Origin of the sequence: Aeromonas sp. FDAARGOS 1406 (assembly GCF_019048565.1) — a bacterium.
In the GTDB taxonomy this organism is placed as follows: domain Bacteria; phylum Pseudomonadota; class Gammaproteobacteria; order Enterobacterales; family Aeromonadaceae; genus Aeromonas; species Aeromonas caviae.
The window spans coordinates 1,194,061-1,208,924 of sequence record NZ_CP077378.1; the positions used below are offsets into that span (position 1 = coordinate 1,194,061).

The following is a 14,864-nucleotide window of genomic DNA, read 5'->3' on the forward strand; positions in this document are numbered from 1 at the left end:
GGGCGAGGCGATGAAAATAACCAACACGTCACGCTTTTTGGGTCACCCCTTGCCAGCGCTGGGCCGAGGGGAAATTCAGCTTTTTCGCAATTGCTTAACCAGTTTTTATTTTGGAATTTTTATGCAAGGTGCCGAGCGATGATCCCTGCCCCTCCCCCTCGATGGCCCTTCTCTCCCCCACAAAGTCATCAAAAACTGCGCTGACGCAATAAGCGGCGCCGCCGTCTTGGCCACAATGACTCCTCTTTCGTGACCCGAGGCTTGCCCATGAACACCCTGCTTTCGCGCTTTCTCCACTACCTCACCTTTCATACCCGTTCCGATGCGACCAATCCTGCCTGCCCCAGCAGCGAGGGACAGCGCCTCTTCGCCCGGGCCCTGCGCGATGAAATGACGCAGATGGGGCTGAGCCAGGTCACCCTGGACGAGCATGGCTACCTCACCGCCTGCCTGCCGGGTAACCAGCCGGATGCCCCCGCCATCGGGCTCATCGCCCACATGGACACCGCCGATTACGAGGCCGAATGCGTCGTCCCCCAGATAGTCGAGAACTATCAGGGGGGCGATATCTGCCTTGGCAAGGGGGACGAGGTGCTGGCCATCCGCCAGTACCGCTTCCTGAAAAACTACCTGGGGCAGGATCTCATCACCACCGACGGCACCACACTGCTGGGGGCCGACGACAAGGCGGGCATCGCCGAGATCCTCACCGCCGTGGAATACCTGCAGGCTCACCCCGAGATCCCCCGTGGCGATGTCTGGGTCGGCTTTACCCCGGACGAGGAGATAGGGCGCGGTGCCGACCGCTTCCCGCTGGACCGCTTCCCGGCCAAGTGGGCCTACACGGTGGATGGCGGCGAGCTCGGCGAGCTCGAATGCGAGAACTTCAACGCCGCCAGCGCCACGGTGCGCATCACAGGCAACAACGTCCACCCCGGCACCGCCAAGGGCAGCATGATCAACAGCCAGACCCTGGCCGCACGCTTCCATGCCGCCATGCCCGCCGAGCAGACCCCGGAGTGCACCCAGGGGTATGAGGGCTTCTTCCACCTGGCCCGGATGGAGGGCACGGTGGAGGAGACCACCCTGCACTACCTCATCCGCGACTTCGACGATGACTGCTTCGCCGCCCGCAAGGCCCAGCTAAAGGAGCGGGTCGCCTCCCTGCAGCTGGACGCCCCCAAGGCGCGCATCACCCTGGAAATAGTGGACAACTACCGCAACATGCGCAGCCAGATAGCGCCCCATCCCCACATCGTCGAGCTGGCCAAAGCCGCCATGGAGGCCGCCGACGTGGTGCCCAAGATCAAACCCATTCGCGGCGGCACCGACGGCGCCCGGCTCTCCTTCATGGGGCTGCCCTGCCCGAACCTGTTCACCGGCGGCCACAACTTCCACGGCAAGCACGAGTTCATCCCCCTGCAATCCATGGAAAAAGCGGTCGCCACCCTGGTGGCGCTGGTGCGCCTCACCTCTGCCTGGCGGGCTGAGTAAGGGGGCAAGGACGGGGTTCGCCCCGTCATCAAACCGTCACCCAACCGACACACGAAAGGCACGCAGGGACGTCAAGCTGGGGCAAAGTTCAGCGGAGCCTTGCCCATGTTCGACGTCGATACCCTGTTGGGGCAGCACCTGCCCCGCCTCGCCAGCCAGCCCCTCCTCCGTCCCCTGATGAGGCAGGGGCTGCGCTGGTTGCTGCACGAGGAGGCCTTCACTCGCTTTGCCGCGCGCCATCCCCACCTGCGCGGTCTGGACTTCGTCGAGCAAGCCCTCACCGAGCTCCACTTCGACTACCGGGTGAGCGAGGCCGAGCTCGAGCACATTCCCGCCAGCGGCCGGGTTATTCTTGTCGCCAACCACCCCATCGGCTCCCTGGACGGGCTGGCCCTGCTGCGCCTCATCGGGCGCATCCGCCCCGACGTCAAGATAGTGGCCAACCAGGTGCTGGCCCAGCTCGCGCCGCTGCGCCCATTGCTATTGCCGGTGGACAACCTGGGGGGCAAGACCAACAGGCAGGCCATCCTCGCCATGAACGAACACCTCGCCGCCGACGGGGCCCTGGTTATCTTCCCCGCAGGCGAGGTCTCCCGCCTCGGCCCCAAGGGGGTGAAGGATGGCCCCTGGCAGGCCGGCTTCATCAAGCTGGCCCAGCGCAGCCGAACGCCCCTGGTGCCCATTCACCTGGGAGGGCGCAACAGCCTCTGGTTCTATCTCGCCTCCTGGCTCAACAAGCCCGCCTCCGCCCTGCTGCTGGTACGCCAGCTGTTTCGCCAGCAGGGGCAGACGCTGCCGGTGACCATAGGGGCGCGCATTCCCCTCGCCAGTTTTCAGGAGCTGCCGGCCAAGACGGCGACCAGGCTGGTGCGCGGCCACCTCTACCGAATCGCTCGGGGCAAGGCGGGACGGTTGCAGACCGAGGCCCCCATCGCCCTGCCGGAGGATCGCCGCCTGCTGAAACAGGCCATCGACGGGTGCGAGCTGCTCGGCCAGACCCCGGACGGCCAGCGCATCCTGCTCTATCGCCGCCACGAGCAGAGCCACTCGGTGATCCTGCGTGAGCTGGGGCGCCTGCGGGAGATCGCCTTTCGGGCGGTGGGGGAAGGCTCGGGCAAGCGGCGGGATCTCGATGCCTTCGACGATGACTATCACCACCTCATCCTCTGGGATCCCGCCCGCCTCGACATCATCGGCGCCTACCGTTTCGCCCCGGTGGCCGAACGGCTGGCCAGCAAGGGGCTGGATGGCCTCTACAGCCACACCCTGTTCGGCTTCGAAGAGAAGCTGCTGCCCCGGCTGGAACAGGCCATCGAGCTTGGCCGCAGCTTCATCCAGCCCGCCTACTGGGGCAAGCGGGGGCTCGATTACCTCTGGTTCGGCATCGGGGCCTATCTGGCCCGCTATCCCCAATACCGCTACCTGTTCGGGCCCGTCACCCTCTCCGGCAGCCTGCCGCCGGCGGCCAAGGATCTGCTGGTGAGCTTCTATCGCCAGCACTTCGCCCCCGCCCTTGCCCTCGCCCCTTCCCGCCGCCCCTATCCCGCCACGCCGACGCTGTTCGAGGGGCGCGATTACGGGGACGACCTCAAGGTGCTCAAGGCCGGGCTCGACAACCTGGGCTGCGCCATTCCCACCCTCTACAAGCAGTACGCCGAGCTGTGCGAGCCGGGGGGCGTGCAGTTCATGGACTTTGGCATCGACCCGGACTTCAACCACTGCATCGACGGCCTGGTGTGGGTGGACGTGAGCCGCATCAAGCCCCACAAGCGGGCCCGCTATATCGGCCTCCCCCCCGGGGAAGCGCTGGCCACATCTGGCGACCGTTGACCGGGGACCGCAACGAAAGAGGGAGGCCTGCGCCTCCCTCTTTCACATCATGGGTGATGCCGCCTACTCGGCTGCGGGTTTACGATCCGCATGGCCGAGATCCCGCTCCGGGGCGATGACATCCCGTACCCGCTGCTTGATCTCCTTGGCCTCGGGGAAGCCCTCGTCGGCCACCCTGTCCCACACCAGCACCCCGTCCACCAGGATGCGAAACTCCCCCTTGCTGGCAGGCACCAGGGCCACCTCTCCCAGTTCGCCGTCGAAGGTGGAGAGCAGCTCCTGGGCGAGCCAGGCGGCCCGCAGCATCCAGCGGCAGAGGGTGCAGTAACGGATTTCGATGCGCGGTTTCGCGAGGGGCAAATGGGTGTCTGTCATGGGGTGACTCCGTGAAAATCGGTCAACCAGTGGCGAGCGATGCGCTGCATGGTGGCCTGGGGCAGTTCGTGAAGGCCCGGGGTGGATGCCTGATGGGCCAGTTGGTGCACCCCTTCGATGATCTCCGCCAGCACCAGGTAGACATATTCGCCGATGACGGCGCCGTGGACGAAGTTGACCGCCTCCCCCCGGTTGAGCAAAAAGATGGTGCTGCCGTCCGGCCGGGTCAAGGCCAGCACATGGGGACACACCTCCTCGCTCGGCCAGGGCAGCTGGGCGAGGCTGAAGGCGAATTCGTCGTCGGCGGAGGTGACCGAGGCCAGCATGGCGCCGGGGCGCAGGGCCTGCAGATCGGATATATCGAGGGAGCCGTTGCCGGTGGAGCAGATCACCAGCTCGGCGCGGCCCAGGGCCTCGGCCTTGTTCACCAGCTTGAAGCCGTGGGAGAGCGCCTCCACCTGGCGCAGGGCATCCGTCTCCACCAGCTCCAGATGCAGGTTGCGACAGCGCAGTTCCCGGGCGATGCTGCGCCCCACCTTGCCATAGCCGAACAGGGCGGCCTGGCAGACATTGAAGGTACGCCTCAGGGTACGCGCGAGGGACTCCGCGGAGTAGACCACGCTCAGGCCGATCTGGATATCTTCCGCCTGCTTGAGGGGGCTGCGGGCCACCGAGATGACGGGGGCCGCCAGGGACTCCTGTTCGTAGCGCTGATGGCCGTTCTCGGTCATCTCCACCACCCCGATGAAGCGGGCGCCAAAGTGCTCGGCCAGTACCGCCTGGCTCTTGGCGAAGTAGCCGCCGATGTCGAGGATGATGAGCCGCTCGTGGGACATCACCAGGGGGGCAATCTGGGCGATCACCTCACCGGGATCCGAGGTCCAGTGGCGATTGAGGGGCAGCACGGGGTAGTGCTGCTGAGCCCAGGCCAGCGTCGGTCCATGCACGGACTTGGGTTTGGGCAGGATGGCACCGACCCGGCCCACCCGATCGAGCACCTGGATGAAGTCGGGTCTGTCGGGAAGCAGGTGGGTCACCAGCAGGATGCAGAGATCCCCAAGACATCCCTGTTCGGTGAAATGGCGAAAAAACAGATGCTCAGATCCCTGACTGCGCAACTGTGGCCTCCTTAGCGTGCCGCGGGAAAGCAGGCAAACAGAACCCGGCATAGCCGGGTTCTGTGTGTATCCAGATAATTGAAAATCCTTTTTATCCGAAAGCACCATGGGTCTCAATCTTTATCTGTCCAGACTTTGACAAGCCCATCAATTTCTAAGGTAATAGCCTGTTTTTCATGCAGAAATCAGTAAAGTGACGCCTCTGGCCATACCCACCACAGACTCACTCCGGCACCGACGGCCGCCACCAGGATCAAGACCCCCCAGCGAGAGAGTCCCGGGCGCCCGTGCAGGGCACGTTCCAGCAGCGGCAACAGCCAGACCGGCAGCAGCACCAGCAGGGGCACTTCCACGTACTGCCAGGCGAGCATCTGCACGAAGGCGAGTGAAAGCCCCAGGGCAGCCGGGATCACCTTGACCCCTGCAAAGGCGCCGAGCAGGGCACGGAATCCGGCAAACGCGGCCAGGGCCCCCGTCAGCTGGGCGATGAGCAGGCTGCCATCGATGCCGATGACCAGCGCCAGCCAGATGAAGGCCAGGGCGAAGCCGAGCCCCTCCTCGCTGTCACCACGCCAGCTCGTCCAGCCAGACCAGAGGATGGCGGGCAGCAGGGCCAGCCAGATCCCGGGCTCGCTCGCCAGCACGGAGGCCAGCCCCTGCCACCACACCAGGGCGCCCAGCACCCCGAACAGCGCGAGGGCGATCCCCTTGCTGGTACCCTGGGTCAGGGCGGGCACCAGCAGGGTCAGCGGCAGCCACTGCCACGCCTTGACCGGCAGGCCATAGGCACCGCCCAGCAAGCAGCCTACCAGCCAGATCCCCAGGGCGCCCCACAGATAGCCCAGCCGCGGCCAGCGCCACGACAGCAAAGCGGCCCCTAAAGGAGCCGCCAGGGTTTGAAGCAGGAGTGCTGCGCCCATTACTTGCGCACGCCTTCAACGAACAGGTTGATGGTCATCTCGTCAGGGATGTTCGGCACCATGTAGTTCACGCCGAACTCGCTGCGCTTGATGGTGGTGGTGGCGTTGAAGCCGCTGCGGTAGCCGCCCCAGGGATCCTTGCCTTCGCCGATGTGGACCAGGTCGAAGGCCACGTCCTTGGACACACCGTGCAGGGTCAGGGTGCCCTTGAGTACGCCTTTGTCCTTGGTGCCTTCATAGCCGGTGCTGACGAAGGTCATCTTGGGGTACTGCTTCACGTCCAGGAAGTCGGGGCTGCGCAGGTGCTTGTCGCGGGCCTCGTGGTTGGAATCCACGCTGGCGGCATCGATTTCGAAGCTCGCCTTGGCCGCCGCCGGGTTGGCGTCGTCCATGCTGAAGGTGCCACTGAAGGTGTTGAACCGGCCGACCAGTTCGGAGAAGCCGAGGTGGCCCACCTTGAACTGGACTGTGGTGTGCGCTGCATCGACATCGTAATCGGCAGCCATCAGGGGAGCCGCCATAAACAGGCAAGAGGCCAGCAGGGCCTTGGTCATTTTCATTCCGATCGTTCCTTCATTGGGGGTTCACAACGGTGTCCAAAATGCTAACCTCCTATCGAGAATAGATAATCATCGATGTATTAAAATAATTATCAACCGAGAGTGGAATATGGATCAGATAGCCGCCATGCGCACCTTCATCAAGGTGGTAGAGTGCCAGAGCTTCACCAAGGCCGCCCATCAGCTCGGGATCTCGGTCGCCATGACCTCCAAGCTGATGCAGCAGCTCGAGGAGTCCCTCTCCACCCGGCTGCTGTCGCGCACCACCCGCCAGGTCAATCCCACCGAGGCGGGCCAGTTCTACTACCAGCGCTCCCTGGCCCTGCTGGCGGAGCTGGAAGAGACCCACAGCCAGCTCACCCACAACAACCAGCAGCCCCAGGGCACCCTCAAGCTCTCGGTGCCCATGGATTTCGGCTACCTGCACCTCTCCCCCGCCCTGCCCCTGTTTCGCGAGCGCTACCCGGACTTGAAGCTCGAGATTGAGTACAGCGACCGGCGGGTGGCCCTGGTGGAGGAGGGGTTCGATCTGGCCCTGCGCATCGGCAACCTGCCGGACTCCTCCCTGGTGGCCAAGCCGCTCGCCATGATGAAGATGGTGGTGTGCGCCAGCCCCGACTACCTGGCCCGCCGGGGCAGGCCGAAGACCCCGGAGGATCTCAAGCAGCACGACTGCCTCATCTACACCCTGACCCAGCCGGACTGGGTCTTCAAACGGGATGGGGAGGAGCACAGCATCCGCCCCCAGGGGCCCCTTCGCGCCAACAACGGGGTGGCCCTGACCCGGGCCGCCTGCGACCACCAGGGCATCATCTTGCAGCCCACCTTCATCGTGGGGGATGCGCTGCGCTCGGGGGCGCTGGTCCCCTTGTTGCTGGAGTGGGAGAAGGGGCAGGTGGGGCTCTATGCCCTCTATCCGCACCGCCGTTTCGTGTCGGCCAAAGTGCGCTGCTTCATCGAATTCGTGCAGGAGCGCTATCTGGCGCCCCACTACTGGGACAGGGAGACCTGAGCCCGGGCTCAGGGGGTGGGCATCAGCTCGGCCACCAGCAGGTGATCCTGCTGGCTCATCTGCCAGCGTGGCAGACGCTGGCGCAAGGCGGCGAGCTCGGTCTCCCCCAGCGCATAGGGCAGGGTGACGTGCAGGCAGTGGCAATCCAGCATGGCCGCCAACTGCATCATCAGGGCGAGGTTCGCCTCGTCGCTCTTGTGCTTGTTGATGCGCTTGCCGAGCTCGTGGCGAAAGTGGGTCTCGGGATCCTGGGTCATCGCCTGCCAGCCGTAGCCAAAGAGCGGGATGAAGGCGCTGACGATGCCAAGGGCGGTGAGGGGCCGTTTGGGCGGGTGATAGAGGGCGTTGAGATCCAGCAGGATGGGGCTTTGATGGGGCTCACGACTGCCGGATAAAATAGTATTGCTCATTGGATTACCCTGTTGATTCCTCTAGACTTCGCCGCATATTTGACCTGACATGCCAACGAGGTGCTGATGCTAAGCGATATCGAGATCTCCCGCCAGTCCCCCCGCCTACCCATCGCCGAGGTGGCAGCTCAGCTCGGCATAGCGGCCGCCCATCTCCACCCCCACGGCCATTACAAGGGCAAACTCGACCTCGCGCTGCTCCATCACGCCCCCACCCGCGAGCCCGGCAAGCTGGTGCTGGTGAGCGCCATCACGCCGACCCCCCTTGGGGAGGGCAAGACGGTCACCACGATCGGCCTCTCCATGGGGCTCAACCACATCGGCCAGCCCAGCATCGCCACCATTCGCCAACCGAGCCTCGGCCCCGTCTTCGGGGTCAAGGGGGGCGCCGCCGGGGGCGGCATGGCCCAGGTGGTGCCGATGGAGGAGATGAACCTGCACCTCACCGGGGATTTTCACGCCCTCACCGCCGCCCACAACCTGGCCTCTGCCGCCCTCGATGCCCGCCTGTTCCATGAACGCAAACTCGGTGACCAGTTCAGCGCCAGAACCGGTCTGGCGCGGCTCGATATCGACCCGGCCAACATCCTCTGGCCCCGCACCCTGGACATGAACGACCGGGCGCTTCGCCACCTCACCCTCGGCCAGGGCGGCGCTGCCGATGGTGTCGAGCGCCCCGATCGCTTCGTCATCACCGCCGCCTCCGAGCTGATGGCCATTCTGGCCCTGGCCAGGGATCTCAAGGACTTGCGCGCGCGTATCGGCCGCATCCAGCTCGCCCTCGACCTGCGCGGCAAGCCCATCACCGCCGAGCAGCTGGAAGTGGCGGGGGCCATGACGGTGCTGCTCAAAGACGCCCTCAAGCCCACCCTGATGCAGACCACGGAGCAGACCCCTGTGCTGGTCCACGCCGGCCCCTTTGCCAACATCGCCCACGGCAACTCTTCCGTCATCGCCGATCGCATGGCGCTGGGTCTTGCCGACTATGTGGTGACCGAGGCGGGTTTTGGCTCCGACATGGGGCTGGAGAAGTTCTTCAACATCAAGTATCGCCAATCCGGCCTCGCCCCCGCCTGCGTGGTGCTGGTGGCCACGTTGCGCGGCCTCAAGGCCAACAGCGGCCTGCTTGACATCCGGCCGGGCCAGCCGCTGCCGGCCAGCCTGCAAGGGGAAGATCTCCCCACCCTGACAGCGGGGTGCGCCAACCTCGCCTGGCATATTCACAACGCCCGCCGTTACGGGGTGCCCGTGGTGGTCGCCATCAACCGCTTCCCCACCGACAGCGATGCCGAGCTGGCCCTGCTGGAGGCGGCGGCGCGCCAGGCCGGTGCCTGTGGCGTCGCCCTCTCCCGGGCCTTCACTGACGGTGGCGCGGGTGCGGCGGATCTGGCTCACGCCGTGGTGGCGGCCTGCAAGCAGCCCAGTGAGGTCAGGCTGCTCTACCCCGATGAGATGAGCCTTGCCGCCAAGCTCGCCACCCTGGTGGAGTGCGGCTATGGTGGCCGGGGCGTCACCCTCTCGGACAAGGCGCGCCAGCAACTGGCCAGACTCTCGGCAGAGGGCCAGGATCACCTGCCCGTCTGCATGGCCAAGACGCCGCTCTCCATCAGCCATGACCCCGCCAGGAAGGGCGTGCCGACGGACTTCGAGGTGCCCATCGAGGAGGTGAAACTCTGCGCGGGGGCAGGCTTCGTCTATGCCCTGGCGGGCCCCATCATGACCATGCCGGGCCTGGGCAGCCTGCCGGCCTATCGCCATATCGACATCAACGATGACGGCGACATTGTCGGCCTGAGCTGACGCGCAGGCTGGCAGCCTGCCCTCCCTGAACGCCATATGGACATCGACGATGACGGGGAGATTGTCGGCCTGAGCTGACGTGCAGGCTGGCAGCCTGCCCTCCCTGAGCGCCTGACGGCGAGATAGCCCGATTGCGCCACATGATCGGACAAGCAGTCTGGCGCCGACCGATTACGCGGCGCTAATCGACTCTGACATCAACAGACCCGCCATCAACAACAAGGCCCCGCCGATTGGCGGGGCCTTGTTGTGCATATCAGAACGCCATCAGTAGTGGAAGCGTCCCAGCTTGCTCATGACCGTCTCGGTCAACCCGTGCATCTGCCGGCTCTGGGCATCCTGCTCCCGGGCCACCCGGGTGGAGGCGCTCGCCAGCTCGTGTATGTTGCTGACGTTCTGGTTAATCTCCTCGCTCACCTTGGATTGCTGCTCGGCGGCGCTCGCAATCTGGGTCGCCATGTCCTGGATACGGTCGGCGGCCTGCACTATGGTCGCCAGCTCGCTTACCGCCTGCTCGGCATCACGCAGCGCCAGGCTGCTCAACTGGCGCCCCTCTGTCATGGTGTCGACCGCGGCGCGCGTGGTATCCCGCAGCCTGTCTATCATCTGTTGGATCTCCTGGGTCGAGACCCGGGTCTTGGAGGCAAGGGTACGCACCTCGTCGGCCACCACGGCGAAACCGCGACCATGTTCACCGGCCCGTGCCGCCTCGATGGCTGCGTTCAGCGCCAGCAGGTTGGTCTGCTCAGAGATGGTCCGGATCACATCCAGGATGCTGCCAATCTGCACCCCCTGCTGCTGCAAGGCGGTGATCCTGTCCGACACCTCGCTGACCTGGGCACTCAACTGGCGGATGCCGTTGGCAGAGGCGCTCACCACCTGCTGACCCTTGTGCACCGCATGACGGGTCTCATCCACCGCCTGGGCCGTGATCTGGGCGCTGCTGGAGACGGAGTCTGCGGTCGATGACATTTCATGGATGGCCGTGGCCACCAGCTCGACCTGCTCCAGCTGGTGATGGCTGTTCGCCAGCCCCTGCTGGGCCTGCCTGGCCGAGTTCACCGCCGCCTGCTGCAACTCGTGCACGCTGGTGGCGGTGTCGGTCACTATGCCCTGCACGGTCGCGACGAACTGGTTTATCCCCTCCGCCAGCACCCCGGTTTCATCGCGCCGGTGCTGGGTCAGCCGCTGAGTCAAATCCCCTCCGGCGCTGGAGAGACGCGCCACCATGCGAGCCGTCTCCTGCACCGGCCGGGAGATGGACCCTGCCGCGAAAGCGAGCCCGACCAGACCGATACCCGCCACCAGGATGCCCACCATCAGCTGGGTCCAGACCCCCTTGCCAAAGGCCTCGGCACGGGCCTGCGCCATCCGCTCGTACTCGGCATAGAGGGCGCTGCCCGGCACCTCGATGGCGATCCCCCAGGCCTGTGTGACCTTGTTGAGGCTGATGGGTGCGAAGACCCTCAAGCCATCGGCGTGCTCGTCGCTGCCCCTCTCGCCACGTTGCAACTGGGCCAGCAAGGATGGATCCTGCAAGCGCTGCCCTACCCCGTCGCCATCGCGGGAGTCGGCGGCGATGATGCCCATGGGGCTGATAATGCGCACCCTGCCCTGCCCGTCGAATACCCGTCGGCTGATGTCAGCGGCCAGCCGTTGCAGGTAGTTGAGGGAGTAGTCGATGCCCACCATGCCGAGGTATTGATCCCCGTTCAGCACAGGCACCACGAAGGAGGTGAGCAGGGTGGGCTGACCGTTGACCTGGTAGACGGAGGGGTCGACGGCGCAGCTTGCCTTGCTCTCCTGCGGGCAGAGATACCACTCGGAGGCCCGGATCCCGGTCGCGCTCGGCGTCTTGCTGTAGAAATCCCCCAGGGGTTTGAGGTCAAAACCGGCCGGGCCGCGGCTCCAGTAGGGGGCGAAGTTGCCCGATGCCTGGCTATGCCGGCCATCACCGGTATGGAGCGCATCCTGACCGTCGAAACGATCCGCCTCCCAGCCACTGTAGATGCTGAGGAAATCCGGGTTGCGATCCCCTATGTCCTTGAGCAGGGCCGTGACCTCGTCCCGATCGAGAGGCTCGGGCTGATGGACATTGCCCGCCAGCAGTGCCGCCAGGGTTTCGGCCGCATCCAGCGCCAGTTCGAAGGAGCGTGCCACCTCGCTCGCCTGACCATCCGCCAGGGTCAGCAGCCACTGCCTGGCCTGCTGGCGGGCCGCGTCGTGGCTCTCCTGCTGGATCTTCTCCTGCATGCTGGCCAGGGAAACATAGCTGTAACCCACCACGCTGAGGACGGTGGTCAGCAGGATGCAACCCGCAAAGAACATGACTTGATACTTGATGGAACGGAACATGACGGATGGTGGGTCTCTTGAGCCAAAACAGGGGCATTATACGGGCTCGCAAACAGGTCGCAAACGGCCCTGCATGAAATTAATCGCCGATTTGTGAGCGAAGTCGAACATCCGGCCTGTCATCCCCCATCCGGTAGGTGAAGGGGCAGGCGGGCCGGTTGAAACGGGCACAGGGAGGGCGATGACAAACAACAAGGCCCCGCCGATTGGCGGGGCCTTCTGCGCTGTGCCGGGTGGCAGCAAGACTCAGAGGGTGAAGCGCTGGGTCATATGGTGCAGCGAGGTGGCCAGCCTGCTCAGCTCGACACAGGCCTGGGCGGTCTGCTGCGCCCCCTGGGCATTCTCGTCGGCGGCGGTGTGGATCTTGACGATGCTGCGATTGAGCTCCTCGGTGACCGCGTTCTGCTGCTCGGTGGCGGTGGCGATCAGGGTGTTCATGTCGGTGATCTGGGTGACGGCACCGTTGATGCTGTCGATGCTGCTCCCCGCCTCCCGCGCCAGCTCCACGCTCTCCTGCATCTGCTGACGGCTCAGCTGCATGGCGCTGCCCGCCTCGGCGGTGCGCTCCTGAAGCACCTCGATCATCTTGCTGATCTCGGCGGTGGATGCCTGGGTGCGCTGGGCCAGACTGCGCACCTCGTCCGCCACCACCGCAAAGCCACGACCCTGCTCGCCGGCACGGGCCGCTTCGATGGCCGCGTTGAGGGCCAGCAGGTTGGTCTGCTCGGCGATGCCGCGAATCACGTCCAGCACCATGCTGGCGCTGTCGGTCTCCAGTTGCTGCACCACGCTCCCGGCCTGCTCTATCTGACGGGAGACCTGCTCTATGCTGCCGATGGCGCTGCGTACCACCTGGTTGCCCTGGGTGGAGGTGCGGGAAGCCTGCTTGGCCGCCCCCATGGCGTCCGTGGTGTTGCGAGCCACCTCATTGACCGTGGACTGCATCTCGTTCATGGCGGTGGCGACCTGAGAGACCTCTCCCTGCTGGCTTGCCATGCCTTTGGCGGACTGCTCGGAGATGGCGCTCACCTCCTCTACCGCGCTGCTGAGCTGGCTCACCGAGCCGGAGATTTCGCTCACCAGCTCTGCCAGTGCCCCCTGCATCCGGTCGATGGCCGACCCCAGCTGACCCAGCTCGTCGCGGTTGAAGCGGTTGCCGCGGACCCACTCCTGCAGCTCGCCCCGACCGAGATCCCCGCTCGCTATGCGCTGGGCCTGACGGGCCAGCATGATGAGCGGGTCGCGGATCTGGCGGGTCAGCACCACGGAGAGGGCGACAACCAGGGCCAGGCCCATCACCAGGGCCAGGGTCACGCTCAGCTTGGCGCTGTCAAAGGCGGCGATCACCTCGGCACGGGAGCCCACGGAGTAGCCGTGGTTGATGCGGATAAGCTCACCCACCGACTTGGTCAGATTGGTATAGAGGGTGACCCCCTCCCCCATGAAGAGGTGCCGGGCTTCGGCCATCTGTCCCGAGTCCTGCATCTGCCGGATGCGCTGGTGCAGGGCGACATATCGCTCCCAGTCCGCCTTGACGATGTCAAAGGCGCGGCGCTCTTCCCGATCCTCCGCCCAGATGGTGCCATCGTGGGCCACTATCTGGCGCGCAGCCTCTTGCAGGCTCTTCTCGCTCTCGTTGCGATAGCGGGCCCTCTGCTGGGCATCGTCCGCCACCAGGAAGACATCCAGTTCGTAGCGGCGCAGGGCATTGATGGTCTCGCCGAGGGTGCTGGTCCGCACGACGGCGGGCAGGATACTGTCGGTAAAGCCGATGGCGGCGCGGTTCATCTTGCTGAATTCAAACAGCGAGAAGCCGCCGATAAAGGCCATCATCAGGCCGAGTACGGCAAAGCCGGCGGTAAGTTTTTTGCCTATCGTCATGGTGTTCATGGCATGTCCTGCATGGGGAAAACAAGTGGCATTGCTGGGCGCAGCCTGGCCTGCGCCTTCACTACCCTCCTTGGCAGCACATCTCGTCCCTGTCGGCGCGCACAAGGGCGGGCTCGGGGGTGTCGGCGTCAACCAGACCGTCCGACAACACGGAGAGCCATAGCGACCGGCACGGTCACAACTTTAGGTATTTTTCAAAAAAAGTGAGGGAAAGGAGACGGGACCTGTCGGCGACAGGCCCCGGGAGCACTACCCTTTCAGACCACCGAGAAATTCGGCGCGGGTGTCGGGCTGGGTCTTGAAGACGCCGCCCAGGGAGGTGGTGGTGGTGTAGGAGGTGGAGTCCATCACGCCACGGGCCTTCACGCAGAAGTGGGTCGCCTTGATGCTGATGGCCACGTCCCTGGTGCCAAGCAGGGTCTGCAACGCCAGCAGGATCTGCTGGGTCAGCCGCTCCTGTACCTGGGGACGGCGGGCGAAGAACTGCACGATGCGGTTGATCTTCGACAGGCCAATCACCTTGCCGCGGGGAATGTAGGCCACGTGGGCAAAGCCGTCTATGGTGACGAAGTGGTGCTCGCAGGTGCTGGTGAGGCTGATGTCCCGCACCATGATCATCTCGTCCACCTTCATCTTGTTCTCGATCACCGTCACCTTGGGGAAGGTGGCATAGTCGAGGCCGGAGAAGATCTCGTTCACGTACATCTTGGCAATGCGGTGCGGGGTCTCTGCCAGACTGTCGTCGGCCAGATCCAGTCCCAGCGTCTCCATGATGGCGCGCATATGACCTTCGATTTTTTCCTTTTTCTGCTGGCCGCTCAATTCATTGGCCACCAGAGGTGTCTCAAGGCCCTCGGCCTCGAGCGCCGCCCTGACCAACAGGGCTTCCTGGCTTAAGCTCGTCATCGTGTATCTCTCCCACGCTCAGGGACTGTGCTGGCCTGCGGCATGGTGCCGCGGCGCAATCTTACAGGGCGATTATTGTCATAATTCTGTCTAACTCAAGCCCGGTGCCCGACTTTATGCCAAACCACCCCGTTTTGTCCGCACCGGCCTGCCCATTCGGGGGCAAGGCGCACGGCCGTGCCGCCTCTTCCCCA

At 64.9% G+C, this 14,864-nt stretch carries 12 protein-coding genes; 4 read left to right on the plus strand and 8 right to left on the minus strand.

The annotated features are described in order from the left end of the window. Positions 1-267 precede the first annotated feature (267 nt). Positions 268-1,494, plus strand: a complete 1,227-nt coding sequence (gene pepT, locus I6L36_RS05435) for a peptidase T (protein ID WP_109112904.1) — start codon at positions 268-270, stop codon at positions 1,492-1,494. 105 nt (positions 1,495-1,599) lie between these two features. Beyond that, positions 1,600-3,324, plus strand: a complete 1,725-nt coding sequence (locus I6L36_RS05440; RefSeq protein ID WP_201920321.1) for a lysophospholipid acyltransferase family protein — start codon at positions 1,600-1,602, stop codon at positions 3,322-3,324. A 63-nt stretch (positions 3,325-3,387) separates the two neighbouring features. Here the strand turns inward: I6L36_RS05440 and I6L36_RS05445 are convergent, their stop codons facing one another. The 4 genes from I6L36_RS05445 to I6L36_RS05460 form a co-directional block, all read right to left on the minus strand. Continuing rightward, positions 3,388-3,699 carry a SelT/SelW/SelH family protein gene (locus I6L36_RS05445; protein WP_010674179.1) on the minus strand — a complete coding sequence of 104 codons (312 nt, stop codon included), beginning with the start codon at positions 3,697-3,699 and terminating at the stop codon, positions 3,388-3,390. Then, the gene (locus I6L36_RS05450; RefSeq protein ID WP_010674178.1) at positions 3,696-4,817 is read right to left on the minus strand and encodes an adenosylhomocysteinase; all 1,122 of its coding nucleotides are present in this window, start codon (positions 4,815-4,817) and stop codon (positions 3,696-3,698) included. The genes I6L36_RS05445 and I6L36_RS05450 overlap by 4 nt, the downstream gene beginning before the upstream one ends. Before the next feature lie 185 nt (positions 4,818-5,002). After that, positions 5,003-5,737, minus strand: a complete 735-nt coding sequence (locus I6L36_RS05455) for a hypothetical protein (protein WP_109112719.1) — start codon at positions 5,735-5,737, stop codon at positions 5,003-5,005. Beyond that, positions 5,737-6,297 (minus strand): YceI family protein, encoded by a 561-nt coding sequence (locus I6L36_RS05460; protein ID WP_010674176.1) that lies wholly within the window; start codon positions 6,295-6,297, stop codon positions 5,737-5,739. Before I6L36_RS05460 ends, I6L36_RS05455 begins: the two co-directional genes overlap by 1 nt. Before the next feature lie 109 nt (positions 6,298-6,406). On the opposite strand from I6L36_RS05460, the gene I6L36_RS05465 reads away from it, so the two are divergent. Next, complete coding sequence (locus I6L36_RS05465) at positions 6,407-7,309, plus strand: LysR family transcriptional regulator (protein ID WP_039038856.1); 903 nt, start codon at positions 6,407-6,409, stop codon at positions 7,307-7,309. 8 nt (positions 7,310-7,317) lie between these two features. Here the strand turns inward: I6L36_RS05465 and I6L36_RS05470 are convergent, their stop codons facing one another. Further along, on the minus strand, positions 7,318-7,719 hold the full coding sequence (locus I6L36_RS05470) for a hypothetical protein (RefSeq protein WP_041215500.1): 402 nt from the start codon (positions 7,717-7,719) through the stop codon (positions 7,318-7,320). A 66-nt stretch (positions 7,720-7,785) separates the two neighbouring features. On the opposite strand from I6L36_RS05470, the gene I6L36_RS05475 reads away from it, so the two are divergent. Beyond that, entirely contained in the window at positions 7,786-9,519 is a 1,734-nt protein-coding gene (locus I6L36_RS05475) for a formate--tetrahydrofolate ligase (RefSeq protein WP_109112720.1), read from the plus strand. A 267-nt stretch (positions 9,520-9,786) separates the two neighbouring features. Here the strand turns inward: I6L36_RS05475 and I6L36_RS05480 are convergent, their stop codons facing one another. The 3 genes from I6L36_RS05480 to folE all read right to left on the minus strand — a co-directional run bounded on the left by I6L36_RS05480 (position 9,787) and on the right by folE (position 14,670). Then, complete coding sequence (locus tag I6L36_RS05480) at positions 9,787-11,874, minus strand: methyl-accepting chemotaxis protein (protein WP_109112721.1); 2,088 nt, start codon at positions 11,872-11,874, stop codon at positions 9,787-9,789. Between the two features lie 246 nt (positions 11,875-12,120). After that, a complete protein-coding gene (locus I6L36_RS05485; protein WP_109112722.1) occupies positions 12,121-13,764 on the minus strand; it encodes a methyl-accepting chemotaxis protein in 1,644 nt (547 codons plus the stop codon). Between the two features lie 249 nt (positions 13,765-14,013). Beyond that, on the minus strand, positions 14,014-14,670 hold the full coding sequence (folE, locus tag I6L36_RS05490) for a GTP cyclohydrolase I FolE (RefSeq protein ID WP_010674171.1): 657 nt from the start codon (positions 14,668-14,670) through the stop codon (positions 14,014-14,016). Positions 14,671-14,864: the final 194 nt, after the last annotated feature.

What these genes read in the sequence shown, in the direction of transcription:
- pepT (WP_109112904.1), top strand. Translation starts at nt 268, where the DNA reads ATGAACACCCTGCTTTCGCGCTTTCTCCACTACCTCACCTTTCATACC.
- I6L36_RS05440 (WP_201920321.1), top strand. Translation starts at nt 1,600, where the DNA reads ATGTTCGACGTCGATACCCTGTTGGGGCAGCACCTGCCCCGCCTCGCC.
- I6L36_RS05445 (WP_010674179.1), bottom strand. Translation starts at nt 3,699, where the DNA reads ATGACAGACACCCATTTGCCCCTCGCGAAACCGCGCATCGAAATCCGT.
- I6L36_RS05455 (WP_109112719.1), bottom strand. Translation starts at nt 5,737, where the DNA reads ATGGGCGCAGCACTCCTGCTTCAAACCCTGGCGGCTCCTTTAGGGGCC.
- I6L36_RS05460 (WP_010674176.1), bottom strand. Translation starts at nt 6,297, where the DNA reads ATGAAAATGACCAAGGCCCTGCTGGCCTCTTGCCTGTTTATGGCGGCT.
- I6L36_RS05465 (WP_039038856.1), top strand. Translation starts at nt 6,407, where the DNA reads ATGGATCAGATAGCCGCCATGCGCACCTTCATCAAGGTGGTAGAGTGC.
- I6L36_RS05470 (WP_041215500.1), bottom strand. Translation starts at nt 7,719, where the DNA reads ATGAGCAATACTATTTTATCCGGCAGTCGTGAGCCCCATCAAAGCCCC.
- I6L36_RS05475 (WP_109112720.1), top strand. Translation starts at nt 7,786, where the DNA reads ATGCTAAGCGATATCGAGATCTCCCGCCAGTCCCCCCGCCTACCCATC.
- I6L36_RS05480 (WP_109112721.1), bottom strand. Translation starts at nt 11,874, where the DNA reads ATGTTCCGTTCCATCAAGTATCAAGTCATGTTCTTTGCGGGTTGCATC.
- I6L36_RS05485 (WP_109112722.1), bottom strand. Translation starts at nt 13,764, where the DNA reads ATGAACACCATGACGATAGGCAAAAAACTTACCGCCGGCTTTGCCGTA.
- folE (WP_010674171.1), bottom strand. Translation starts at nt 14,670, where the DNA reads ATGACGAGCTTAAGCCAGGAAGCCCTGTTGGTCAGGGCGGCGCTCGAG.